Genomic DNA, 22,670 nt, shown 5'->3' on the forward strand with positions numbered 1-22,670 from the left:
GCGCCGCGGCTGTCCTCGCCCGGCGACGTCCGAGAACCCGCCGAGGTGCGGGCTGAGTCCTGCACCGCACGCGGCCGGCGCCGCATGCTGCAAGGAGCCCCGAGCCGTCCTCGCACCCGGGTGCGGGGACGGCTTCGTCACGTGCGCCGGTAGGTCGCGACGGTCACCGACGCGGTGGCCGCCACCGGATCGCCCAGGTCGCGGACGCGCTCGCGCAGCTCTTCCGATCCGGTGTGCCAGGCGCTCGGCCCCATCGCCACCGCGGATTCGGCCTCCTCGTGCGAGAGCACCAGCGGGAACTCCAGCGTGTCCGAAGCGGACGGCGCGAAGCGGCCCGCCAGCTGATCCGAAAGCCGCTGCCGCTTCTGCGCGTCCACGTTGAGCAGGCCCAGTTCGTCGACGAGCCCGGCCAGGTGACCGGAGTTGGGCACCACCACGACGAGCTCGCCGCCCGGCCGCAGCACGCGGTGCATCTCCGCGGCGTTGCGCGGCGCGAACACGTTGAGCAGCACCGAAGCGGCACCGGAGCGGATCGGCAGGCCGTGCCAGGCATCGGCGACCGCGGCCCCCACCCGCGGATGCGCCTTGGCCGCCCGGCGGCAGGCGTACTTGGACACGTCCAGCGCGACGCCCGCGCGGCCGGATTCCCCCAGCGCCCGCGCGAGGTAGTAGCCGGTCCCGGCTCCCACGTCGACCACGGGACCGTCGCCGGAGACCGCCTCCGCAACCGCCTCCGCGATCGGCGCGTAGTGCCCGGCGGCTTGGAAGGCCGCGCGCGCCGCGATCATCTCCGCGGTGTCGCCGACGACCTTGCTCCCGCCCGGAAGCAGGCTGACGTAGCCCTGCCGCGCGATGTCGAACACGTGGTGCGACGTGCAGCGCAGCGCACCCCCGATGCGGTCCAGGCTCGAACCGCAGTGCGGGCAGGCCAGCAGCTCCACCACGTCGTCCAGCAAACCGAGCCTCCACACCGGGTCACAACCGGTGAGATTCTAGTTCCCGCCACCCCGGCGACCCGGCGAGGCGGTTCCGGCGGCGGCTCGCCCGCACCCCTCGCACCGGTCCTACGATGCGACTGCGACCCGTGCACGTCGTGGAGATGCCCCCGGCGAACCGGAAGGAGTCGGCGATGTGGCAGTGGCTGAGCGCGCCGGACTACTGGTCCGCCCGATTGGTGGTGTCGCACCTGCTGGCGCTGGGCTACCTGATCGGCTTCGTCTGCTTCTTGCGGCAGTTCCGCGGCCTGCTGGGTTCGCGGGGCATGACGCCGATCGCCGACCACGTCGAGCGGGTGCCGTTCAAGCGTTCGCCCAGCCTGTTCCACCTGCGCAGCTCGGATCGCTGGCTGACGGCGGCGGGCTGGACCGGTGTGGTGGCCAGTCTGCTGGCACAGGTCGCCGACTTCGCCCCGCTGTGGGCTTGGCCGCTGCTGTGGGGACTGCTGTGGGTGCTCTACCTGTCGATCGTCAACGTCGGACAGATCTGGTACTCGTTCGGCTGGGAGTCGCTGCTGCTGGAGGCCGGGTTCCTGGCGATCTTCCTGGGACCTGCGCACCTGGCACCGCCCGCACCGGTGCTGTGGCTGCTGTGCTGGCTGCTCTTCCGGGTGGAGTTCGGCGCCGGGTTGATCAAGTTGCGCGGTGACTCCTGCTGGCGCGATCTCACCGCGCTGCACTACCACCACGAGACCCAGCCGATGCCCGGTCCGCTGAGCCGCTGGTTCCACCGGATCCCGCGTCCGCTGCACAAGGTCGAGGTCCTGGCCAACCACGCGACGCAGCTCGTGGTGCCGTTCCTGCTGTTCGCCCCGCAACCCGCCGCGGGGATCGCGGGCCTGATCATCGTGATCACCCAGCTGTGGCTGATGCTCAGCGGCAACTTCGCCTGGCTGAACTTCATCACGATCGCACTGGCGTTCGCGGGCATGGGCTCGTGGCTGCTGGACCCGGTCACCCCCGCTCCCCCGCCGCTGCAGGACTCGCCCGCGTGGTTCGCGGTCCCGGTGCTGGTGGTGACCGCCCTGTTCGTGGTGCTGGCCTGGTGGCCGATCCAGAACATGCTCGGCAGCGCGCAGGTGATGAACCGCAGCTTCAACAAGCTCCACCTGGGCAACACCTACGGCGCCTTCGGCAGCATCACCCGCACCCGCTACGAGGTCATCGTCGAGGGCGCCGCCGGCCCGCACGGCCCGTGGCTGGAGTACGAGTTCAAGGGCAAACCCGGCGACCCGCACCGCAGGCCCCCGCAGGTCGCCCCGTACCACCTGCGGCTGGACTGGCTGATGTGGTTCCTGGCGATCTCGCCCAGCTACGGCCGCTCCTGGCTGCCCGGCTTCCTGGAAGCGCTGCTGCGCAACGAACCCGAGGTGCTGAAGCTGCTGCGCGACAACCCGTTCCCGGACGAGCCGCCGAAGCTCGTCCGCGCCGACCTGTACCGCTACCGCTTCAACACCCGCAGCGAGCGCAAGACCACCGGCCGCCACTGGACCAGGACCAAGACCTCGGAATTCATCCGCCCGCTCGGCCTGGAAGACCTCCGCTGACCGCGCTTCGGCGGATCAGCGAGCTCGCCAGGAGCGCAGCTCGAGCGCGGCGGCCACGTGGACCGCGTTCTCCGACAGCGGGCGCGGCAGCAGGTCGTCGATGCGCCGGAGCCTGCGGATCACCGTGTTGCGGTGGGTGTAGAGCCGCTCGGCGGTGCGGGTGACGTTGCCGAGCTCGCGCAGGTAGGTCAGCGCGACCTCGCGCAGCTCCGGGTCCGCTTCGGCGAGATCGCCGAGCGTGTGCTCCAGGAAGGCGTCGGCGGCCTTGGCATCGCGCTCCAGCAGGCCGACCAGCTGCACCTCGTCGTAGGAGGCGATGCCCGCGCGCATGTCCGCGCGATCGACGACCTGCTGAGTCGTGAGCGCTTCGAGGTGGCTCGAGCGGAAGCCGGCCAGGTCCCGGCCGGGACGACCGACGGCGATGCGGACGCCGTCCGGAACGGCGATCGGCGGCATCTCGCGCGGGGAGACCGCCGCGGGCAGCCACACCCACAGGGTCGCCGCGTTGGCCACCAGGGTCAGCCGCCGCTCGGCGCCCGCGGCTTCGAGCAGGCCCTCCGCCGCTTCCTCCAGCCGCGCGCTGTCCACATCCGGCGGGCCCCAGACGATCGCCGCGGTGTGCGGGCCGGTGAGCCGGTGGCCGAGCCGCGCTTCGGCCTGGCGGACCGTGATCGGCGCGCCCTCCACCAGCAGCGTCACCGTCGCCAGCCGCTCGGCGTGGCTGCCGCGGGCGAGGTCGTCGCGCTCGGCGTTCATCTGCTCGCGGATCGCCTCGACGGTGTCGTCGAGGTAGGTGCTGATCGACAGCTCGCTGATCTCCAGCAGCTGGTGCAGCTCGTCCGGGTCGTCGGTGAGCCCGAAGCACACGTCCATCCAGCGCCGCCACGCGGCCGACTGCCCCTTGCGGAAGGCATCCAGCGCATCGGTGTCGAGCCCGCGCCGCACCAGGTCGCGCGCGTTGGCGATCGAGTCCGGTGACAACGAAGGCGGCACGCGGGTTCCCGGCTTGTCGATGTTGTGCGCGACCCAGGCCAGCAGGTTGGCCACGTTGGCCCGGCGGGTCGACTCGGCCAGCACCGGGTCGGCGGCGACCGCGCGCATCCCCGGGCCGCTGAGGGCGGCCTCGTGCAGCTCGCGCCACCACTCCTCGCCGGGGTCGGCGACCTCCTGCGCGCCGCGGCGGATCAGTTCGGCGATGCGCGGCGGTACCACCGGCCAGGGTTCGGGAGCCTGCACGCCGCACATTGTGCACCACCTACCATCGAGATCGGGTGCGATCCGAAACTCCCTTCCCGGACCCGGCCGGGCCAGGCTGGTGGCACCCGCGACCGGAGGAGATCGATGACCAGCGCACCCCACCTCGAGCACGTCGACGTCCTGATCGTCGGTGCGGGCATCTCCGGCATCGGTGCCGCCCGCTACCTGAACGTGGAGCACCCGCACCGCTCCGTGGCGATCCTGGAGGGGCGCGAGAACGCCGGAGGCACCTGGGACCTGTTCCGGTACCCGGGAATCCGGTCGGATTCCGACCTGCACACCTTCGGCTACGAGTTCAAGCCGTGGCGGGACGAGGAGTCGATCGCGGACGCCGAGCAGATCCTGCGGTACCTGCGCGAGACGATCGAGGAGAACGGCCTCGCCGACCGGATCCGCTACCGGCACCGGGTGGAGGCCGCGGATTGGTCGAGCGAGAGCGCGCGCTGGATCGTCACCGTGCGGGGACCCGACGGCGAGCGGTTCCGGATGAGCGCGGGCTGGATCTTCAGCGGCACCGGCTACTACCGCTACGACCAGGGCTACACGCCGACCTTCCCGGGCCGGGAGCGGTTCACCGGCGAGATCGTGCACCCGCAGCACTGGCCCGAGGACCTGGACTACGCGGGCAAGCGCGTCGTGGTCATCGGCAGCGGGGCCACCGCGGTGACCCTGGTTCCAGCCATGGCCGAGCAGGCAGCGCAGGTCACGATGCTCCAGCGCACGCCCACCTACATCCTCCCGGTGCCCAAGGTCGACCCCTTCGCCCGCGCGGTCCAGCGGATCTTCGGCGCCGAACGCGGCTACGCGATCGCCCGTCGCAAGAACATCCTGCAGCAGAGCGCGATCTGGCGTTTCTGCCAGCGCTTCCCGAAGGCGGCGCGAGCGATCATCCGCTACGTCAACAAGAAGCAACTTCCCGAGGGCTTCGACGTCGACCGGCACTTCAACCCGCCGTACAACCCCTGGGACCAGCGATTGTGCGCGGTTCCCGACGGCGACCTGTTCAAGACCATCCGCCGCGGCGAAGCCGACGTGGTCACCGACCGGATCGAGACCTTCACCGAGACCGGCATCAAGTTGCGCGGCGGGCAGCACCTCGACGCCGACGTGATCGTCACGGCCACCGGGTTGAACCTGCAGCTGTTCGGCGGCATGGAGCTGGCCGTCGACGGCGAGCCGGTGGTTCCCTCGGAGACGGTGATCCACCGCGGCACGATGCTCTCCGGCGTGCCGAACTTCTCGCTGGCCATCGGCTACACGAACTCCTCGTGGACGCTCAAGATCGGGATCCTCTGCGAGTACCTCTGCCACCTGCTCAAGCGGATGGACGCGCGCGGGCACGACACCGCGTGGGTGGTGGCTGACCCAGACCTGCCCACCCGGCCGCTGCTCGACTTCGACGCGGGCTACGTGCAGCGCTCCCTCGACGAGCTGCCCAGGCAGGGCCCGCGCGCGCCGTGGCTGATGTCCATGAGCTACCTCGAAGACCGGCGGCTGCTCGACGGTCCGCTCGTCTCCGAGGGACTGCGCTTCGCCGGCCCCGCCGATCGCACGACCTCGCAGGCGTCCTCCGCCGAGGCCACCGCATGACGGCGGGGATCGAGGAGCACATCGTCGGGCTGTCCACCGGGATCACGGTCTGCCACACCGTCGACGGCCCCGGCGACGGCGTTCCGCTGCTGCTCGTGGCCGGTCTCGGCCAGCACCTGCACGCCTGGCCCGCCGAACTGGTGGACGGCCTGGTGCAGCGCGGGTTCCGGGTGATCCGGCTGGACAACCGCGATGCCGGGCGCTCCGCGCGGATCGACGCCCCGCCACCGACGAACTGGCGAAAACTGCGGGGACGCGCGCGTTCCGATTCCTACACCCTGGAGGACATGGCCGCGGACGTGGTCGGGCTGCTCGACCACCTCGGAGTGCGACGGACGCACGTCGCCGGGATGTCGATGGGCGGGATGATCGCCCAGACCCTCGCCGCCGGACACCCCGAGCGGGTGCTGAGCCTGACCTCGATCATCTCCACCACCGGCCGGTCCGGCGTCGGGCAACCCGCCTGGTCGACCAAGGTCCGGCTGGCACGGCGCCCGGCGCGCACCCGCGCCGAATCGATCGAACGGCACCTGGGGATGACCGCGCACCTGGCGGGCACCGCGCACCCGATCGACCCCGCGGTGGAAACGGCCTACGCCGAACTCGCCTGGGACCGCGTCGAAGATCCGCGCGCGACGAGCGCGGGTACCGGGCGTCAGATCCAGGCCATCCAGGCCTCCGGGGACCGCACCGCGCAACTGCGCCGGATCACCGCGCCCACGCTGGTGGTGCACGGAGATCGCGACCTGATCGTGCACCCCTCGGGCGGGCGCGCGACCGCGGAGGCGATCCCGGGCGCGGACCTGGTGACCATCCCGGGAATGGGCCACCACCTCGCCCCCGGCCTGCTGCCCCGGTTCTGCGACCTCATCTCCCGACACGCCCGAGGAGTCAGCGCATGAGCAGGTACCCGGTCCGCGGCAAGGTCGCCGCCATCACCGGAGCGGGTTCGGGCATCGGCCGCGCCCTCGCCGTGGAGCTCAGTCGCCGGGGCGCCTCGGTGGCGCTCAGCGACATCGACGAGGTGGGGCTCGAGGAGACCGCCGACCAGCTGACCGGCCCCGCGCACACCGCGCTGGTCGACACCAGCGACCGCGATGCCGTGATGTCCTGGGCCTCGGAGGTGACCGGGCGCTTCGGCGCGGTCCACCAGGTCTACAACAACGCGGGGATCGCGACCAACCGCCCGGTGCTGGAGAGCACCTGGCAGGACTACGAGCGGGTCTTCGCGGTGAACCTGGCAGGCGTGATCCACGGGACGCAGGCGTTCCTGCCGCAGCTGATCGCCTCCGGCGACGGCGCCGTGGTCAACCTCTCGAGCCTCAACGGCTACCTCGCCCAGCCCGGGATGTCCCAGTACTGCGCGGCCAAGTTCGGCGTCCGCGGCTTCACCGAGGCGCTGCGCGCCGAGATGCTGCGCGACGGCCACCCGGTCCGGGTGAGCGTCGTGCACCCGGGCGGCGTCCGGACCGCGATCGCGGACAACGCCACCCGCATCGCCGAGGAGGCCGGCGAGGTGCTCACGCCCGCTCAGCGCGCGCGCCAGCGGGTCTACCGCGAGAAGCTGCTCAAGCTCCCGCCGGCTGACGCGGCGCGCATCATCGCCGACGGCGTCGAACGGGGCCGCCCCCGCATCCGCGTGGGACGCGACGCGGTCGCCGTCGACCTGCTCACCCGAGCGGCCCCGGCCCTGGCCACCCGCTTGGCCGTCTCCCTCGAGCGCAAGATCTTCCCGGCCTCCGGGCGGTGAAGCGCGCCGCGGCGGCTGCTCAACCGCGAGCGGCCTCCTCGAGTTGGGCGATGTCGAGCTTGACCATGTCGAGCATGGCCTTCATGACCCGGTCGGTGGTGGCCTCGTCGCCGGTGGCCAGCAGCTCGTTGAGGCGTTGCGGCACGACCTGCCAGGACAGGCCGTAGCGGTCCTTGAGCCAGCCGCACTGCACGTACGAGCCGCCCTCGCCGAGCCGGTTCCAGTAGTGCTCGACCTCCTGCTGGTCGGCGCAGACGATCTCCAGCGAGATCGCCTCGGTGAAGGTGAACATCGGTCCGCCGTTGATGCCGACGAAGCGCTGACCGGCGAGCTCGAACTCCACGGTCACCACGGTCCCGGGCTCGCCGGGGCCGACCTCGGTGTAGTGCTGCTTGGTCACGATCCGCGAATCCGGGAAGACGCCGCAGTAGAACTCAGCTGCTTCCTCGGCTTGGCCGTCGAACCACAGGTTCGTTCGGATCTTCTGCTTGATCTCGCCCATGACCGGTCCGTCCCTTCGACTCGAATTCCATGCCGAAGGGACAGACCGGCCGGTGCGGCGAAACTCATCGCTCACCAGTCGAGGCGAAGCGGCATCCTCGCGTCTGTGTCGTCGAGCTTGGTGCCCAGCACCTGGTGCAGCTGGACGACGTTGCGCTCGAAGCCGAGCCTGCAGGCCGCCATGTACAGCCGCCAGACCCGCGCGCGGTCCAGGCCCGCCTCGGCGACCGCGGCGTCCCAGTTGCGGTCGAGGTTGGCGCACCAGCCCGCCAGGGTCAGCGCGTAGTGCTCGCGGAGGTTCTCCTCGTGGCGCACCTCGAAACCGTTGTCGTTCATCTCCGAGACCAGCGTGCCCACCGGCTCGAGCTCGCCGTCCGGGAACACGTAGCGGCTGATGAACTTGCCGGGGCGCGAGCCGTGCGTGCCGTCGGGCCGGGTGATGCAGTGGTTGAGCAACCGGCCACCGGGCACCAGCTTGTCGGCCAGCGTCGAGAAGTACGACGGCAGCTGCTTGAGCCCGATGTGCTCGGTGAGCCCGATCGAGCTGATCGCGTCGAAACCCGTCTCGGCCACGTCGCGGTAGTCCATGTGCCGGACCTCGGCGAGATCGGCCAGGCCGCGTTCGGCGATGGTCTTCTGCGCCCACTGGGCCTGCTGCCGCGACAGCGTCACGCCCAGCGCGCGCACGCCGTAGTGCTCGGCGGCGTGCATGACCATGCCGCCCCAGCCGCAGCCCACGTCGAGCAGCCGCTGCCCCTCCTCGAGGCCGAGCTTGCGGGCGACGAGGTCGTGCTTCTCGTGCTGCGCCTGCTCCAGCGTGGCCTCGGCCGAGGGGAAGACCGCGCAGGTGTAGGCCATCGAATCGCCCAGGACGTACTCGTAGAACCGGTTCGAGACGTCGTAGTGGTACGAGATCACCTCGCTGTCCCGGCTCTTGGAGTGCCTGCGCCAGGCGCGCTTCGGCCGGTGCTCCACCGCGGGGACCTTGACCGGCCACCACAGCCGGTAGGCCGCGAGCTTGACCGCCAGCTCGCGGCGCAGCTCCGGCGCGAGGTCGCCCAGCGCCACCGCGGGGAACGACGCCAGCGCGGCGTACATGTCGCCGTGAACCTCGATCGCGCCGCTGGCGTAGGCGCGGGCCAGACCCAGCTCGCCGGGCGCGGCCGCCAGGTGTGACAGCGCCAGCGGCGAGCGGATCTCCAGGCTCACGTCCGCGTCCCGCCCGCCTGCGCGGCTACCGTCGAAGGCGCGGATCTCCACCGACAGATCGCTGCCGAGGATCCGCGTGAACACATCTGCCCACCCCATCAGCGGATCTCCTTTCGATTCGTTCTCGAGTTTTTCGGTGCCGCCCCGGAGCACTCGCACCGCTGCGGGTTCTCAGACGTCCCCCGGTGAGGACGACGGCGGCGCCGCGCGTTCGGCGTGCACGGATCTCGGGTCCCGGAGCCGGGAAGCGTCCGAGGTTCGGCCACCGGAACCTGACGGCAAGACGAGCACCTCCCCCGTTCCCACTCACTTCTCGCGCACGCACTTCTCGTACAGACCGGGAAGGCGGTTCTTCGGGTCGTAGCGGGCCTTGAGCTCGTCGTAGGCGGGCCGGTTGTAGAGCCGCCAGAACTCGTCCTCGGTGTAGTAGGAGTTCGAGTACAACGACTTGTGCCCGTCGAGCTCGGTGACCGCCTGTTCGATCGCGCGGTTGTGCCTGCCGGGAAGCTCGCCCAGCTCCAGCGGCACCGTCGCCCAGAAGCCGACGTTGACGTACAGCGTTTCCGGGTCCATCGGGTACAGCGGCCAGCCCTGCCCGTCGCGCAGCCGCACCGGGCACAGCCAGATCGGCGAGATCCCGATCTCGCGGTGGAAGAACTCCAGGAACTCGGCCAGCCGGTCGACCGGGATCTCCACGTCCTGGATCACCGGCTCGTTGACGCCCTTGCCCTGCAGCACGGCGATCCGATCGGTGATCGAGTGCCGCCGGTCCCAGGCGACCGCGCGCCGGTAGACGTCCGAGCGCTTGTACCGCCTGGGCCAGAACGGCCGGATCAGCGGGTGCTGGACGCCCAGCGCGCGCGAGCACCAGAACCAGTCGGTGTCCCAGCGCCACAGGTAGTCGTGAACGGTCAGGTAGTCGCGTCCGATCTCCTGCATGGACCGGTAGTAGATCCGGCGCCCGGTGTAGTCGCTGACGAACGGCGCGTCGTCCACGTAGGAGCCGAGCGTGAGGTAGTGCTCCCCGGCGGAGAAGACCGTGCCGTCGACGAAGTCCACGCGTTCGCCGTCGAAGGCGCTCTCGGCGCACACCGCCGCTATGGCCTCGGCGCACTCCTCGGCGGTGGAGAACCGGATGTGCCGCAGCTGGACGTAGGGCTTAACCCGTTCGAGTTCAATCTCCAGGCGCAGGGTGTAGCCGAGCGTGCCGTAGGAGTTGGGGAATCCCCGGAACAGCGCCGCGTGCTCGTTGTCCGGCCGCGCTCGCACGACCTCACCGGATCCGGTGAGGACCTCCAGCTCCCGCACCGACTCGTGCGGCAGGCCGTTGCGGTAGGAGGTCGACTCGATGCCGAGGCCGGCGATCGCGCCACCGAGCGTGATGGTCTTGAGCTGCGGCACCACCTCGGGCATGTGCCCGGTGGGCAGCAGCGCGTCCACCAGCCGCTCGTAGGTGGTCATCCCCTGCACCTGGGCGGTTCCGCGCGCGGAATCGATCTCCAGCACCTGGTTGAACCGGCCCACGTCCAGCCCCGGGGAATCGCCCTCCTCCCGGAACCGGAACAGGTTCGACGTCGGCTTCGCCAGCCGTACCGGAGCCCCCTCCGGCAGCTGCTCGTACTGCGCGACCAGCTCGGCCACGTCGTCGGAATGCTCGCCCCGCACCGATGATCCCGAATCCGCCATACCCTGACTGTATTGCCGCGCGCAGTCGCAGGCACCCCTGCAAAATCAGGATGGTTGTGTCAGACAACCGGACTAATCGGGCAAAGCGACACTTCGGTGCGTGACCGGGCGAGCACGACCACCCGGAGAATCCCTGCTTAGCCGATCATGAACGATCGCCAACAGGCTCATTTGCTTGGCGCATGCAAATTCATCGGGATCTCGATCACATTTGCGCTGGCTGCTCCCCGCCCGCCCGGCGCAGTGCCCAGGCGCGCAACCCGCGGAAGCTCTGCACCTTGGTCGGTCCCACCGAGATCAGGCGAAACGCCGAGTCCCCGCGCAACGCGGCGGCGACCTCCCGGTCCACCAGCACCGATGCGGGCCGGGCCACCGAGGTCAGCCTGCTGGCGATGTTGACCGTGGACCCGTAGACGTCACCGAACCGCGCCAGCACCGGTCCCTTGGCCAGGCCGATGCGCAGCGGGGGCAGCAGGTCGGTCTTGGCGATCTCCTCGTTGAGCGCCAGCGCGATCTCCGCGGCCTCGGCGGCGCCCTCGGTGGCGAACAGCACCTCGTCGCCCACGGTCTTGATCACCCGGCCGTGGTTCTGCGCGACCACGCCACCGGCCAGCGACTCGAAGCCGTCGATCAGCCGGGCCAGCTCCAGCTCGGTGAAGTCGCGAATCAGGCGGGTGTAGCCGACCAGGTCGGCGAATCCGATGACCTGCACCCGCTCGTCGCCGGGATCGCGCTGGTCGAGCTCCCGGGAAACCGTGGCGGCCAGGTGCCTGCGCCACACGTAGTTCTGCAGGCGCTCCATCACCGGCAGGATCGCCGAGGCGACCTCCGAGGTTGCCTCCAGGTCCGAGAACTGATCGCCCAGCAGCGATTTGAAGATCCCGGTCTGCCACTCGGCCAGCCGCGACATCGTCTGCGCCAGCGAGCGGGCCACCGCCGACTCCAGGTCGGTCGGGATCACCTCCGCCGACACGAGCGAGACCAGAGCGCGCAGCGCCGCGATGTCGGCCTCGGTGAACACCGCGTCATCGGGACCGACGTGGGCGAACCCCATCGCCTGCCAGAGATCCTCCGCGCGCTCGATCGGAACTCCGGCGGCTTCGGTCACCTCGCCCTTGGTGTAGTGCGGCGGGCTGCCGAGGACCGTCTCCTCCACCCGCCGCATCCGGTCATCGCGATGTTCGGACAACGAGCACGTCGCAATCAGATCGGCGGGACACTTCGGAAGGCACCGACCCGAGGATGCGTCCCTTGAGCGTGTTCAGCCCGCGGCTGCCCACGACCAGGAGGTCGGCGCCGTGCTTGTCGGCCGCGGCCAGCAGCACGGCGATCGGCTCGCCCACCGAGGCGAAGGTCTCGATCTCGCCGCTCGCCCCGGCCGCGCGCGCCGTGTCGGAAGCCGTGCGCAGCGTGTCCTCGGCAGGCGCAGAACCCATGACCTGGAAGGCCTCGTCGCCGAGCTCGTCCTGAGCGCGTTCGAGGTCCTTCGGATCGGTCGGGTAGTAGGCACAGACGATCACCAGTCGCGCCCCCGCATCAGCGGCCACCGACGCGGCGCGGGACACCGCGCGCAACGACGGCGCCGATCCGTCGGTTCCGACGACAACGGTGCGGTAATTGGACATCGCACTCTCACTTCCACGAGCAGGCCGACATTCGACACACCAGGTGAGAACACTAACGAGCGCGGGCGCGCGCGGAAACGCTCCGGCACGTTCGGTTGTGCCCCCGTTACTCCGGCCCCGCCGCGCGGGTGCTCGACGTAACACTCGATCTTGCAGCCTACCCGCCCGCGAAGCCCTTTCCGCAGCCGTGCGCACCGCGGCGCGGCGGCCTTGATCGGTCGAGCCGCACCGACCGCCTGCGCAGGTGAAGCGGGTTCGTTGACCGGTTCGAGTGTCTGGTGCGTCTCAGCGTGCACTGAATCACAGCGTTGCACCGCCGCGAAGGCCTAGGGTTCTGACGTCCTAGGGTTTTGCGGGCATCTCCGGCGAACCGGCGGTGCCGCGGTGTTGCCCGGCCTCGATGCTGAGGGGTGCTTTGTGACGCGCGTACGCGAACTGAGCCCGTACGTGGAGCTGAATCGCGCGCAGTGGCGCGAGCTGCGCGACTCGTTGCCCCTCCCGCTGAGCGAGGACGAACTCGTCGCGCTCCGCGGCCTGGGCGAACCGGTCGATCTCGACGAGGTCGCCGACGTGTACCTGCCGCTGTCGCGGCTGATCAACCTGCAGGTGGCCGCGCGGCAGCACGCCCACTCGACTACCACGGGATTCCTCGGCGAGGACTGCGGCACGAAGGTGCCGTTCGTGATCGGCGTGGCCGGCAGCGTCGCGGTCGGCAAGTCCACCACCGCGCGGATCCTGCGCACGCTGCTGGCCCGCTGGCCCGACCACCCGCGCGTGGACCTGGTGACCACCGACGGTTTCCTCTACCCCAAGGCCGAGCTGGTGCGGCGCGGCCTGATGCACCGCAAGGGCTTCCCGGAGAGCTACGACCGGCGCTCGCTGCTGCGGTTCGTCACCGAGGTCAAATCCGGTGCGCGCGAAGTATCCGCGCCGGTGTACTCGCACACGGCTTACGACATCGTGCCCGACGAGCAGCACGTGGTGCGTCAGCCGGACATCCTCATCGTCGAAGGCCTCAACGTGCTGCAGCCCGGCCCGAGCCTCAGCGTCTCCGACCTGTTCGACTTCTCGATCTACGTCGACGCCCGGACCGAGCACATCGCCAGCTGGTACGTCGACCGGTTCCTGGCGCTGCGCGAGACCGCCTTCGCCAACCCGAACTCGCACTTCCACCACTTCGCCGAGCTGTCCGACCCGGAAGCCCGCGTCGAGGCCGAGCACCTCTGGAGCACCATCAACGAGCCGAACCTGGTGGACAACATCCTGCCGACCCGTCCCCGGGCAACCCTGGTGCTGCGCAAGGACATCGACCACTCCATCAACCGAGTCCGCCTCCGCAAGCTCTGAACGCCTCGACCTCCGAGGAAACCAGCCGCACCCGACGAGACGCCCGGCGTCGAGCCCACTTCCCCTCATCACGCGATCGTCCAGACAGGGCATCACCGCGCTGAGCGAACCCGAGAACCGGGAGCTGCGGATGACTTCGGGGCGGCGCCCGTGACAGTTTTGCCTAAAACTGTGCGGACATTTCGGGCTCCGCAGCCGTACAGTTTTAGGCAAAACTGTTGCGGACTGGAGGGACCGTGTCGACGGGAAGTCGCAACGAGGCGGGGGCCTCGATCGCGCTGGTCGCTATTTTCACGCCGTTGTCAGTACTTTTCGCGACTCGAGGTTGGTGGGTCGGCTTCGCGTTCGCCTTCGTCGCGATGCTGGCCGCCATCTCGTGGATGGGCGCGCAGTGGGCGCGGTCGCGCTGAGCGAGCGGCTCAGCGGCGTGCCCGCTTCGCCAGCAGCAGCTGGAGGTGCGTGTTGAGGCGTTCGGTCGGGCTGGTGAGGTCGATGCCGGTGAGGTCGCCCGCTCGACGGACGCGATAGCGCAGGGTGTTCGGGTGCACGTGCAGGGCGGCGCTGGCGCTGCGGACCTCGCCGAAGTGCTCCAGGTAGGTCAGCAGACTCCGGGCCAGCTCTGCGCCGTGCTCGGCGTCGTGCTCGTGCAGGACCTCGAGCCGCGAGTCCCGGTAGCGGTCGTTGCCCTGCAGCATGGTGAGGATCTCGCTGACCACCACCTGCGCCCGGACGTCGGAGATGGTGGCGACCTCGGTGCCACCATCGTGCAGCAGCGCCTCCAGCACCCGGTCGGCCTCGGCCCGCGACTCCACGACGTCGTCCAGAGTGGACACCGCAGACCCCACACCCACCTGCACCCGAGCGCGCAGGTGTTGCCCGGCTGCGGTGACGATCTCCTTGGTCAGCTGCAACGCCGCCGAACCCGCCGAGCGCTCGGGCAGTTCCGGCAGCAGCACGTACACCCGCGATCCGATGGTGGTGACCAGGGCGCTGCGCCGGTACGCCGAAGCGTGCACCGAGATCAGGCCGGTCATCTCCGAGCGCTGCAGCTCCAGCTCGGAGCGGTCCGCGCCGCCCGCCGGGCGCAGGGTGAACACCGCGACCACCGCGGGACGCTCCGCGTCGGCACCGATGTTGTCGGCCACCGAGCGGGCGTCGACCCGCCCATCGAGCAGTCCGGCCAGCAGGTTCTCCCGCAGGCGCGGTTCGCCGCCTACCTCCGAGCGCTGCCGGATCAGCTGCACCGCGGCCAGCCGCGCCGCCCCGAGCAGGGCGCGCTCGGACCTCTCGGAGAGCGGGCGCGCGCCCTCCTGCACCCAGATCGAGCCCAGCGGCTGACTGCCCGCGTGGATGCCGACCGCCATCCGCCGCCGAATCCCCAGGTCGGGCCGCTCCTCCAGGCGCACCACGTCCTCACCGGCGCGTAGCCGGTGGTAGACACCCCACTCGCGCAGCATCGCCAGGTAGGCCTCCGGCCCCTGCCGCCCCAGGATGGACAGCCTGCGCAGCTCGTCGACCTCGTCATCGGAGCGCGAATAGGCCAGCACGCGGCTGGCGGTGTCCTCGATGCTGACGATCCCGTCGGTCATCGCCGCCACGGTCTGGGCCAACGAGAACAGGTCGCCGAGCGCCTCGCCCAGATCGGCATCGGTGGTCAGCCGCGCGTTGTCGATCGCGGTGTGCGCGTAGGACTCGAGTCGCTCCCAGCGAACCTCGGGCCGCACGCCCAGCAGCGCGATACCGGTGTCGATGGCGGTGTCGCGCAGCGCCCCGGCGTCGGCCTCGGAACCGATCTTGACCGCCACGGCGGTCGCACCGCCGCGCGCGGCGTCGCGCACCAGCCGCATCGCGGCCCGGCCGCGCGCGCCGATGACCAGTACGAAGTCGCCGCTTCGAGAGCTGCCGGACTCCTCTTCCGGGTCGACAATGACCACATCACGCACTTCGACATCCAGACCGGCGGGCGCGGCGAGCACGTCCACCAGGGGGTCGCCGATGGTGGTCAGCAGCTGCCGCAGCGGCACTCCGACCTCGGTCACGTCGACCGAGTCAACCTCGCCAGCCATTTTGTCCAATCCCACAACTCCACCACCCCAAATATAGCCGATCCGACAGGCTCGAGCGCCCAGCAAGTCCTTAATCTCCCAAGCAACGAACACTTCAACGACTCAAGGAGGCGGGTCATGGACGCGATCACCTCGGTACCGGTGCCCTACAACGAGCCGGTCAAGGGCTATGCGCCCGGATCGCCCGAGCGCGAGTCGTTGCAGAAGCGGATGGCCGAGCTCGAATCCGAGCGCTTCGACCTGACGCAGACCATCGGTGGCGTCCAGCGGATGGCCGGCGGCGAGCGCTTCGACGTCGTCCAGCCGCACGACCACCAGCACGTGCTGGGCACCTGCGCGCAAGCCACCGCCGACGACGTCGCCGAGGCGGTCCAGGCGGCCAAGGACGCCGCCGAGAGCTGGGCGGCCACCCCGTTCGACGAGCGGGCCGCGGTGCTGCTGCGCGCCGCCGACCTGCTGGCCGGTCCGTGGCGCGACACCATCAACGCAGCCACCATCCTGGGTCAGTCGAAGTCGGTGCAGCAGGCCGAGATCGACGCGGCCTGCGAGTTCATCGACTTCCTGCGGTTCAACGTGCACTACGCGCGCCAGATCATGGCCGAGCAGCCGCGCTCGGTGCCCGGCGAGTGGAACCGGATGGACTACCGGCCGCTGGACGGGTTCGTCACCGCGATCACGCCGTTCAACTTCACCGCCATCGCGGGCAACCTGCCGACCGCCCCGGCTCTGATGGGCAACACGGTCGTGTGGAAGCCGACGCCGTCGCAGCAGTTCGCCGCGCACTTCACCATGCGCATGCTCGAGGCCGCAGGCCTGCCGCCCGGCGTGATCAACATGGTCACCGGCGACGGTGAAGCGGTCAGCGATGTCGCGCTGACCGACCCGGGCTTCGCCGGGCTGCACTTCACCGGTTCCACCGCGACGTTCAAGAAGCTCTGGCGCACCATCGGGGACAACCTCGACGCCTACGGCTGCTACCCGCGCATCGTGGGCGAGACCGGCGGCAAGGACTTCATCGTGGTCCACCCGTCGGCCGACCCGGCGCCGCTGGCCACCGCCTTCGCCCGGGGCGCCTTCGAGTTCCAGGGCCAGAAGTGCTCGGCGGCCTCCCGCGCCTACGTCCCGCGCTCCATCTGGGAGGGCGGCCTGCGCGAGGAGCTGGCCGACCTCGCGGGCAGCATCAAGTTCGGCGACGTCACCGACTTCTCCAACTTCGGCGGTGCGGTCATCGACTCCCGCGCCTTCGCCAAGCACAAGCGCGCGCTGGACCGCGCCAAGGAGACCTCCTCGATCGAGGTGCTCGCCGGTGGCGGCTACGACGACTCGGTGGGCTACTTCGTCGAGCCCACGGTGCTGGTCGGCAGCGACCCGAACGACGAGGTGTTCACCACCGAGTACTTCGGCCCGATCATCGCGGTGCACGTCTACGAGGACGCCGAGTACTCCTCGCTCCTGGACGTGGTGGACTCCTCCAGCCCGTACGCGCTGACCGGTGCGGTCTTCGCCACCGACCGCAGCGCCATCGAGGAGGCGCACCGCAAGTTGCGCGGTGCGGCTGGCAACTTCTACGTCAACGACAAGCCGACCGGTTCGATCGTGTCCCGTCAGCCCTTCGGCGGCAGCCGGGCGTCGGGCACCAACGACAAGGCCGGTTCGCTGATGAACATCCAGCGCTGGACGAGCCCGCGGGCCATCAAGGAGACCTGGGACGCGCCGACCAGTCACGAATACCCCCACATGGGGTGATTTCCGGGCGGGGCGCCCGTGGTGGGCGTCCCGCTTCGCGTCGGTCTTCGTTGTCTCGTAGGAGGTTTCGGTGTTGCGTACTGCGTTGCTGACCGCTGGGCGGTCGGAGAGCGTGCGTCGGCTGGTGGAGGCGAATCCGCTGACGCGCCCGGTGGTTCAGCGGTTCGTGGCGGCAGCCACGCCGCAGGAAGCGGCCGCGGCGACGCGGCGACTGCGCGAGCAGGGACTGCACGTCACCCTGGACCGGCTCGGCGAGGACACGCTCGATTCCGGTCAGGCCGCCGAGACCGTCGCCGGTTACCAGGAGATGCTGCGGCTGCTGGCATCCGAAGGCCTGGCGCAGCACGCCGAGGTGTCGGTCAAGCTCTCGGCGGTCGGGCAGTTCCTGCCCGCCGACGGCGAGAAGATCGCGCTGGACAACGCCCGGCTGATCTGCGAGGCGGCGCAGGCCGCCGGGACCACGGTCACGCTGGACATGGAAGACCACACCACCGTGGACTCCACGCTGAGCATCCTGCGGGATCTGCGGGTGGACTTCCCCTGGGTGGGCGCGGTGCTGCAGGCCTACCTCCGGCGCACCGAGCAGGACTGCCGCGACCTGGCGGGCGAGGGTTCGCGGGTGCGGCTGTGCAAGGGCGCCTACGCCGAACCCGCGTCGGTGGCCTACCAGGACAAGTCCGAAGTGGACCGCTCCTACGTCCGCTGCCTGAAGATCCTCATGCAGGGCGAGGGCTACCCGATGGTCGCCAGCCACGACCCGAGGCTGGTCGCCATCGCGGGTGAGCTGGCGGCACGCGCGGGCCGCGGTGCCGACGACTTCGAGTACCAGATGCTCTTCGGCATCCGCCCCGACGAGCAGCGGCGGATCGCCGAGGAAGGCGGCAAGCTCCGCGTCTACGTCGCCTACGGCGACGAGTGGTACGGCTACTTCATGCGCCGCCTCGCGGAACGCCCCGCCAACCTCGCCTTCTTCCTCCGCTCCCTCGCCACCCGAGGCTGACCACCCCGAACTCCTGGAAATCGGGCCCCTGAATTCCCTGGAATTCGGGGGCCCGTTTTCGAGGGTTTTGCGGGGACCGCTCGGTGCGGGTCTGGTGGGGCGGGTTGGTGGGTGCTCCTGGTCTGGGCCTCGGTGCGGGGTCAGTGGGGCATGTGCAGGATCGGTTTGATCGTGGCGCCGTCGCGGCTGTCGGCGATCGCCTGATCGAGGTCGGCGAGCGCGTAGTGAGCGGTCAGGCGGTCGAACGGGAACCTGCCCTGGGCGTGCAGGTCGATCAGGCCACCGATCAAGACCTCGCTGCGACCGCTGCCCCCGAGGGTTCCCACGATCCGCTTGCCCCACAGGGTCGACAGGTGGTCGAGCGTGACCTCGGCACCGGCGGGCGCACCCCCGATGAGCACGCACGTGCCGCGCAGCCCCACGCTGTCGGCGGCCCGGCGAACCACGTCGATGACTCCGGTGCATTCCAGCGAGTAGTCCGCCGGGCCGCCGCAGATCCGGTGCACCTCGGCGAGCACGTCCCGCTCTTGCGCGTTGATGGTGTGCGTGGCGCCCAGCTCCCCGGCCAGCTCCAGCCTGCCGGGATACCGGTCGACGGCGATGATCGTGGTGGCCGCGGACAGCCGAGCCGCCATCACCGCCGCCAAGCCGACCGCACCGGCGCCGAAGACCACGAGCCGATCCCCGATGCCGGGCCGCACGGTGTTGAACACGGCGCCCGCACCGGTGGAGATCCCGCAGGCCAGCGGCCCGAGCAGTTCCAGCGGCGCCGACCCGGGCACCCGAACCAGCCAGTCCGCCCAGGTCAGCGAATGGGTGGCCAACGAGGACTGACCGAAGAAGTGGCTGTGCACCCGCGATCCGTCCGGCCGGCGCAGCGCGGGTTGCCCGGCGCGCTGGCCGAGCAGCCGGGCACCACCTGCCACGGCCTCGCCGATGCGGACGCAGTACCGCGGTTCGCCGTCGCGGCAGTTGCGGCAGCCGCCGCAGGACGGCCAGCCCAGCACCACCCGATCACCGGGCGAGACCGAGGAGACGCCGTCGCCGACCGCCACGACCTCACCCGCGCCCTCGTGGCCGAGCACCCCCGGCAACGGCATCGGCAGATCGCCGTCCCGCGTGATCACATCGGTGTGGCACAGCCCGGTGGCGACGACCTTCACCAGGGCCTCGCCCGGCCCCGGTTCGTCGACCTCGAGCTCCTCCAGCCGGAACGGTCCGCCCGTTTCGGCCACGACTGCGGCGTTCACTCGCATGCTCAACCTCCCGAGGAACCGAGCCTGGTGGACCGGACGCCCGCGCGGAACCCGATTTCGCACGGCGAATCGGGTTCGGGTGTCCGGATTCGACGGCGCTACTGGCCGCGGGCCTCCGCTCGGAAGGTCAGCGGGGTTCTGCCGTCGTGCTTGCGGAAGAACTTGGTGAAATCTCCCGGGCCGGGAAAGCCGAGGTGGCGGGCCACGTCCGCGGCGGAGGCGTCGGTGTGCACCAGCAGGCGCTTGGCCTCCAGGACGATGCGGGCGTCGAGGTAGGCCTTGGCCGTCGTTCCGGTGGCGGCCAAGGTCGCGCGGGTGAGGGTCCGCGTGCTGTAGCCGAGCGCGGCCGCGTAGTCCGCGACCCGGTGGGTGCTCGCGAAATCGTGCTCCACGGCGGTCCGGAACCGGTCGAACGGGCCGTCCGGAGGAATCTCGGTCGCGGGCGGCGGACCGGCGTTGGCCAGTCGCACCAGCAGCACCGACAGCAGCATCCGCAGCGTCGTGTTGTGCGCCTGCAGGCTCAACGTGCCCAGGTGCCCGTACTCGGCGAGCAGGTGATCCAGCGCCATCCGCACCAGCTCGCGATCGGAACCCGTTGGTGACAGCGGCTCCTCGTCGGGCATGTCGGCGGTGACGAAACCCGGCCGCCAGATCACGATCGTGCCGCGGGTTCGTTCCAGGACCTCCTCGGCGGCGAACTGGTGCACCCGGCCGGGCCGCACCCACAGCCAGCCGTCCGGCGGGATCAGGTGCGTCGTGAAGTCCACGGTGTGCCGCAGCGGATCGCCGCCCGCCTCGACGTGGATCAGGTGGTGGAAGTCGGGGCGCTGCGGCTCCGACAGGTCGATCTCCCGGCGGCGGCCGCGCTCGCACAGCTCGGCGAAACCCACGACGTCCATGCCGATCGGCACGCTCAACCACGGCCGATAGGCGACCTCGGTGATGTGTTGACCGATTTTCCCCATAGATTGTCGCAATCGTACCCGCTCACCTGCGCTGCGGCGTCCTAGCGTGGATGTGTCGGAACGAAATGACCGAAAAGGACAAGCGTGCGACTGATCGTGGGGATGACCGGCGCCACCGGTGCGCCGATCGCGGTACGGCTACTGGAGCAGCTGCGCGAGCTACCCGAGGTGGAGACCCACCTGGTGCTCAGCCGCTGGGCACGAGCCACGCTCGAACTGGAGACGGGACGCTCGGTCAAGCAGATCGGCGAGCTGTCCGACGTGGTCTACAACCCCGAGGACCAGGGCGCCAGCATCTCCTCCGGGTCGTTTCGCACCGACGGCATGGTGATCGTGCCCTGCTCGATGAAGACCCTCGCCGGAATCCGCACGGGCTACGCCGACGGCCTGGTGGCCCGCGCGGCGGACGTGACCATCAAGGAGCGCAGACCGCTGGTGCTGGTTCCGCGCGAAACGCCGCTGAGCGAGATCCACCTGGAGAACATGCTCGCGCTCTCGCGGATGGGGGCGCGCATCGTGCCGCCGATGCCCGCCTTCTACAACCACCCGCTGACCATCGACGACTTCGTCGAGCACATCACCGCCCGAGTCCTGGACCAGCTCGACCTCCCGGCACCGGCCGCTCGCCGGTGGGAGGGCATGCGCGAAGCGCGGCTGCAGGGCAGGGCTTCCTGAAGAAGCGACGAGGAGAGTTTCACATGGCCTACGACGACCTGAGGTCGTTCCTGGACGCCCTGGACGAGCAGGGGCAGCTGCTGCGGATCAGCGAGGAGGTCGCGCCCGAGCCGGACCTGGCCGCCGCGGCCAACGCCGCGGGCCGCATCGGCGAGGGCGCACCCGCGCTGTGGTTCGACAACGTCACCGGCTTCACCGACGCGCGCATCGCGATGAACGTGCACGGTTCCTGGCGCAACCACGCGATGGCGCTGGGCTTGCCGAAGGAGACCTCCACGCGCGAGCAGGTCGAGGAGTTCGCCCGCCGCTGGGACGAGTTCCCGGTCGCCCCGGAGCGTCGCGAGGACGCGCCCTGGAAGGAGAACAGCGTCGAGGGCGCCGGCATCGACCTGTTCGACGTGCTGCCGCTGTTCCGGCTCAACGACGGCGACGGCGGTTTCTACCTGGACAAGGCGGCCGTGGTCTCCCGCGACCCGGATGATGCCGGCAACTTCGACAAGCAGAACCTGGGCATCTACCGCATCGAGGTGATGGGCGCGGACCGGCTGGCGCTGCAGCCGGTGCCGATGCACGACATCGCCCAGCACCTGCGCAAGGCCGAGGAGCTCGACGAGGACCTGCCGATCGCGATCACCCTCGGCAACGATCCGGTCGTGCCGATCGTCGCGGGGATGCCGATGGGCTACGACCAGTCCGAGTACGAGATGGCGGGCGCCCTGCGCCAGTCCCCGATGCCGATCGCGACCGCCCCGCTGACCGGCCTGGACGTGCCGTGGGGCGCGGAGGTCGTCATCGAGGGCCACATCGAATCGCGCAAGCGCGAGCTGGAGGGCCCGTTCGGCGAGTTCACCGGGCACTACTCGGGCGGGCGCCGGATGCCCGTGGTGCGCGTCGAGAAGATCTCCTACCGCACCAACCCGATCTTCGAGTCGCTGTACCTGGGCATGCCCTGGACCGAGTGCGACTACCTGGTCGGGCCGAACACCTGCGTGCCGCTGCTCAAGCAGCTGCGCGCGGAGTTCCCCGAGGTCAAGGCCGTCAACGCGATGTACACCCACGGGCTGCTGGTGATCATCTCCACGGCCAAGCGCTACGGCGGTTTCGCCAAGGCCGTCGGCATGCGCGCCATGACCACGCCGCACGGCCTGGGCTACGTCAGCCAGGTCATCGTGGTCGACGAGGACGTGGACCCGTTCGACCTGCCGCAGGTGATGTGGGCGCAGTCGTCGAAGGTCAACCCGTCCGACGACGTGGTCGTCATCCCGAACCTGTCGGTGGTGGGCCTCGCTCCGGCATCGGAGCCCGCAGGCGTGATCAGCAAGATGGTCATCGACGCGACCACGCCGGTAGAGCCCGATGTGCGCGGCAACTTCGGCACCCCGACCAAGGACCTGCCCGAGACCGCCGAGTGGACCGAGCGGCTTCGCTCGATGCTGGCCAACCGCTGAATCACGT

Annotated in this window: 20 protein-coding genes; 10 read left to right on the forward strand and 10 right to left on the reverse strand. The window is 70.2% G+C overall.

Annotated features, from left to right (window positions below):
* Nucleotides 1-137: 137 nt before the first annotated feature.
* Nucleotides 138-956 carry a putative RNA methyltransferase gene (locus ABD289_RS11820; protein WP_344130161.1) on the reverse strand — a complete coding sequence of 273 codons (819 nt, stop codon included), beginning with the start codon at nt 954-956 and terminating at the stop codon, nt 138-140.
* 173 nt (nt 957-1,129) lie between these two features.
* Between ABD289_RS11820 and ABD289_RS11825 the strand changes: the two genes are divergently transcribed.
* A complete protein-coding gene (locus ABD289_RS11825; protein WP_344130580.1) occupies nt 1,130-2,542 on the forward strand; it encodes a lipase maturation factor family protein in 1,413 nt (470 codons plus the stop codon).
* A 15-nt stretch (nt 2,543-2,557) separates the two neighbouring features.
* Here the strand turns inward: ABD289_RS11825 and ABD289_RS11830 are convergent, their stop codons facing one another.
* A complete protein-coding gene (locus ABD289_RS11830) occupies nt 2,558-3,778 on the reverse strand; it encodes a PucR family transcriptional regulator (protein ID WP_344130164.1) in 1,221 nt (406 codons plus the stop codon).
* A gap of 105 nt (nt 3,779-3,883) precedes the next feature.
* On the opposite strand from ABD289_RS11830, the gene ABD289_RS11835 reads away from it, so the two are divergent.
* The 3 genes from ABD289_RS11835 to ABD289_RS11845 are packed head-to-tail and all read left to right on the forward strand — an operon-like array spanning nt 3,884 to nt 7,139.
* Nucleotides 3,884-5,389 carry a flavin-containing monooxygenase gene (locus tag ABD289_RS11835; RefSeq protein ID WP_344130167.1) on the forward strand — a complete coding sequence of 502 codons (1,506 nt, stop codon included), beginning with the start codon at nt 3,884-3,886 and terminating at the stop codon, nt 5,387-5,389.
* Complete coding sequence (locus ABD289_RS11840) at nt 5,386-6,291, forward strand: alpha/beta fold hydrolase (RefSeq protein ID WP_344130170.1); 906 nt, start codon at nt 5,386-5,388, stop codon at nt 6,289-6,291. The genes ABD289_RS11835 and ABD289_RS11840 overlap by 4 nt, the downstream gene beginning before the upstream one ends.
* Nucleotides 6,288-7,139, forward strand: a complete 852-nt coding sequence (locus tag ABD289_RS11845) for an SDR family NAD(P)-dependent oxidoreductase (RefSeq protein ID WP_344130173.1) — start codon at nt 6,288-6,290, stop codon at nt 7,137-7,139. Before ABD289_RS11840 ends, ABD289_RS11845 begins: the two co-directional genes overlap by 4 nt.
* Before the next feature lie 19 nt (nt 7,140-7,158).
* Here the strand turns inward: ABD289_RS11845 and ABD289_RS11850 are convergent, their stop codons facing one another.
* From ABD289_RS11850 to ABD289_RS11870, 5 genes are all read right to left on the reverse strand, one after another.
* Complete coding sequence (locus ABD289_RS11850; RefSeq protein ID WP_344130176.1) at nt 7,159-7,641, reverse strand: VOC family protein; 483 nt, start codon at nt 7,639-7,641, stop codon at nt 7,159-7,161.
* Nucleotides 7,642-7,712: 71 nt separating this feature from the next.
* The gene (locus ABD289_RS11855) at nt 7,713-8,948 is read right to left on the reverse strand and encodes a class I SAM-dependent methyltransferase (RefSeq protein ID WP_344130179.1); all 1,236 of its coding nucleotides are present in this window, start codon (nt 8,946-8,948) and stop codon (nt 7,713-7,715) included.
* A 207-nt stretch (nt 8,949-9,155) separates the two neighbouring features.
* Nucleotides 9,156-10,535, reverse strand: coding sequence for an FAD-binding oxidoreductase (locus ABD289_RS11860; protein WP_344130182.1), 1,380 nt, complete (start codon nt 10,533-10,535; stop codon nt 9,156-9,158).
* Between the two features lie 205 nt (nt 10,536-10,740).
* Nucleotides 10,741-11,724, reverse strand: coding sequence for an adenylate/guanylate cyclase domain-containing protein (locus tag ABD289_RS11865; protein ID WP_344130185.1), 984 nt, complete (start codon nt 11,722-11,724; stop codon nt 10,741-10,743).
* Nucleotides 11,705-12,160, reverse strand: coding sequence for a universal stress protein (locus tag ABD289_RS11870; RefSeq protein WP_344130190.1), 456 nt, complete (start codon nt 12,158-12,160; stop codon nt 11,705-11,707). The genes ABD289_RS11865 and ABD289_RS11870 overlap by 20 nt, the downstream gene beginning before the upstream one ends.
* A gap of 417 nt (nt 12,161-12,577) precedes the next feature.
* On the opposite strand from ABD289_RS11870, the gene coaA reads away from it, so the two are divergent.
* On the forward strand, nt 12,578-13,507 hold the full coding sequence (coaA, locus tag ABD289_RS11875; RefSeq protein WP_344130193.1) for a type I pantothenate kinase: 930 nt from the start codon (nt 12,578-12,580) through the stop codon (nt 13,505-13,507).
* A 236-nt stretch (nt 13,508-13,743) separates the two neighbouring features.
* Nucleotides 13,744-13,917 (forward strand): hypothetical protein, encoded by a 174-nt coding sequence (locus ABD289_RS11880; RefSeq protein WP_344130197.1) that lies wholly within the window; start codon nt 13,744-13,746, stop codon nt 13,915-13,917.
* 9 nt (nt 13,918-13,926) lie between these two features.
* Here ABD289_RS11880 and ABD289_RS11885 read toward each other — a convergent pair whose 3' ends face one another.
* Nucleotides 13,927-15,573: a helix-turn-helix domain-containing protein gene (locus ABD289_RS11885; protein WP_344130200.1), complete on the reverse strand. Its 1,647-nt coding sequence runs from the start codon at nt 15,571-15,573 to the stop codon at nt 13,927-13,929.
* A gap of 117 nt (nt 15,574-15,690) precedes the next feature.
* On the opposite strand from ABD289_RS11885, the gene pruA reads away from it, so the two are divergent.
* Nucleotides 15,691-17,319, forward strand: coding sequence for an L-glutamate gamma-semialdehyde dehydrogenase (pruA, locus tag ABD289_RS11890; protein WP_344130203.1), 1,629 nt, complete (start codon nt 15,691-15,693; stop codon nt 17,317-17,319).
* A gap of 70 nt (nt 17,320-17,389) precedes the next feature.
* Entirely contained in the window at nt 17,390-18,319 is a 930-nt protein-coding gene (locus ABD289_RS11895) for a proline dehydrogenase family protein (RefSeq protein WP_344130206.1), read from the forward strand.
* A 140-nt stretch (nt 18,320-18,459) separates the two neighbouring features.
* On the opposite strand, the gene ABD289_RS11900 is transcribed toward ABD289_RS11895, so the two are convergent.
* Together ABD289_RS11900 and ABD289_RS11905 are read right to left on the reverse strand one after the other, a co-directional pair.
* The gene (locus ABD289_RS11900; protein ID WP_344130209.1) at nt 18,460-19,575 is read right to left on the reverse strand and encodes an NAD(P)-dependent alcohol dehydrogenase; all 1,116 of its coding nucleotides are present in this window, start codon (nt 19,573-19,575) and stop codon (nt 18,460-18,462) included.
* Between the two features lie 98 nt (nt 19,576-19,673).
* Complete coding sequence (locus ABD289_RS11905; protein WP_344130212.1) at nt 19,674-20,540, reverse strand: helix-turn-helix domain-containing protein; 867 nt, start codon at nt 20,538-20,540, stop codon at nt 19,674-19,676.
* Between the two features lie 84 nt (nt 20,541-20,624).
* Here ABD289_RS11905 and ABD289_RS11910 point away from each other — a divergent pair, with 84 nt between their 5' ends.
* Together ABD289_RS11910 and ABD289_RS11915 are read left to right on the forward strand one after the other, a co-directional pair.
* On the forward strand, nt 20,625-21,215 hold the full coding sequence (locus tag ABD289_RS11910) for a non-oxidative hydroxyarylic acid decarboxylases subunit B (protein WP_344130217.1): 591 nt from the start codon (nt 20,625-20,627) through the stop codon (nt 21,213-21,215).
* Between the two features lie 23 nt (nt 21,216-21,238).
* Nucleotides 21,239-22,663: a non-oxidative hydroxyarylic acid decarboxylases subunit C gene (locus tag ABD289_RS11915; protein WP_344130220.1), complete on the forward strand. Its 1,425-nt coding sequence runs from the start codon at nt 21,239-21,241 to the stop codon at nt 22,661-22,663.
* The last annotated feature ends 7 nt before the right edge of the window (nt 22,664-22,670 follow it).

It is taken from the genome of Saccharopolyspora halophila (genome assembly GCF_039531955.1).
GTDB classification, from domain to species: domain Bacteria; phylum Actinomycetota; class Actinomycetes; order Mycobacteriales; family Pseudonocardiaceae; genus Saccharopolyspora; species Saccharopolyspora halophila.

Excerpts from the sequence above, each read along its gene's own strand:
- ABD289_RS11860 (WP_344130182.1), bottom strand. The coding sequence starts at position 10,535 with ATGGCGGATTCGGGATCATCGGTGCGGGGCGAGCATTCCGACGACGTG.
- ABD289_RS11845 (WP_344130173.1), top strand. The coding sequence starts at position 6,288 with ATGAGCAGGTACCCGGTCCGCGGCAAGGTCGCCGCCATCACCGGAGCG.
- ABD289_RS11840 (WP_344130170.1), top strand. The coding sequence starts at position 5,386 with ATGACGGCGGGGATCGAGGAGCACATCGTCGGGCTGTCCACCGGGATC.
- ABD289_RS11855 (WP_344130179.1), bottom strand. The coding sequence starts at position 8,948 with ATGGGGTGGGCAGATGTGTTCACGCGGATCCTCGGCAGCGATCTGTCG.
- ABD289_RS11850 (WP_344130176.1), bottom strand. The coding sequence starts at position 7,641 with ATGGGCGAGATCAAGCAGAAGATCCGAACGAACCTGTGGTTCGACGGC.
- ABD289_RS11885 (WP_344130200.1), bottom strand. The coding sequence starts at position 15,573 with ATGGCTGGCGAGGTTGACTCGGTCGACGTGACCGAGGTCGGAGTGCCG.
- ABD289_RS11915 (WP_344130220.1), top strand. The coding sequence starts at position 21,239 with ATGGCCTACGACGACCTGAGGTCGTTCCTGGACGCCCTGGACGAGCAG.
- ABD289_RS11905 (WP_344130212.1), bottom strand. The coding sequence starts at position 20,540 with ATGGGGAAAATCGGTCAACACATCACCGAGGTCGCCTATCGGCCGTGG.
- ABD289_RS11900 (WP_344130209.1), bottom strand. The coding sequence starts at position 19,575 with ATGCGAGTGAACGCCGCAGTCGTGGCCGAAACGGGCGGACCGTTCCGG.
- pruA (WP_344130203.1), top strand. The coding sequence starts at position 15,691 with ATGGACGCGATCACCTCGGTACCGGTGCCCTACAACGAGCCGGTCAAG.
- ABD289_RS11870 (WP_344130190.1), bottom strand. The coding sequence starts at position 12,160 with ATGTCCAATTACCGCACCGTTGTCGTCGGAACCGACGGATCGGCGCCG.
- ABD289_RS11825 (WP_344130580.1), top strand. The coding sequence starts at position 1,130 with ATGTGGCAGTGGCTGAGCGCGCCGGACTACTGGTCCGCCCGATTGGTG.
- ABD289_RS11835 (WP_344130167.1), top strand. The coding sequence starts at position 3,884 with ATGACCAGCGCACCCCACCTCGAGCACGTCGACGTCCTGATCGTCGGT.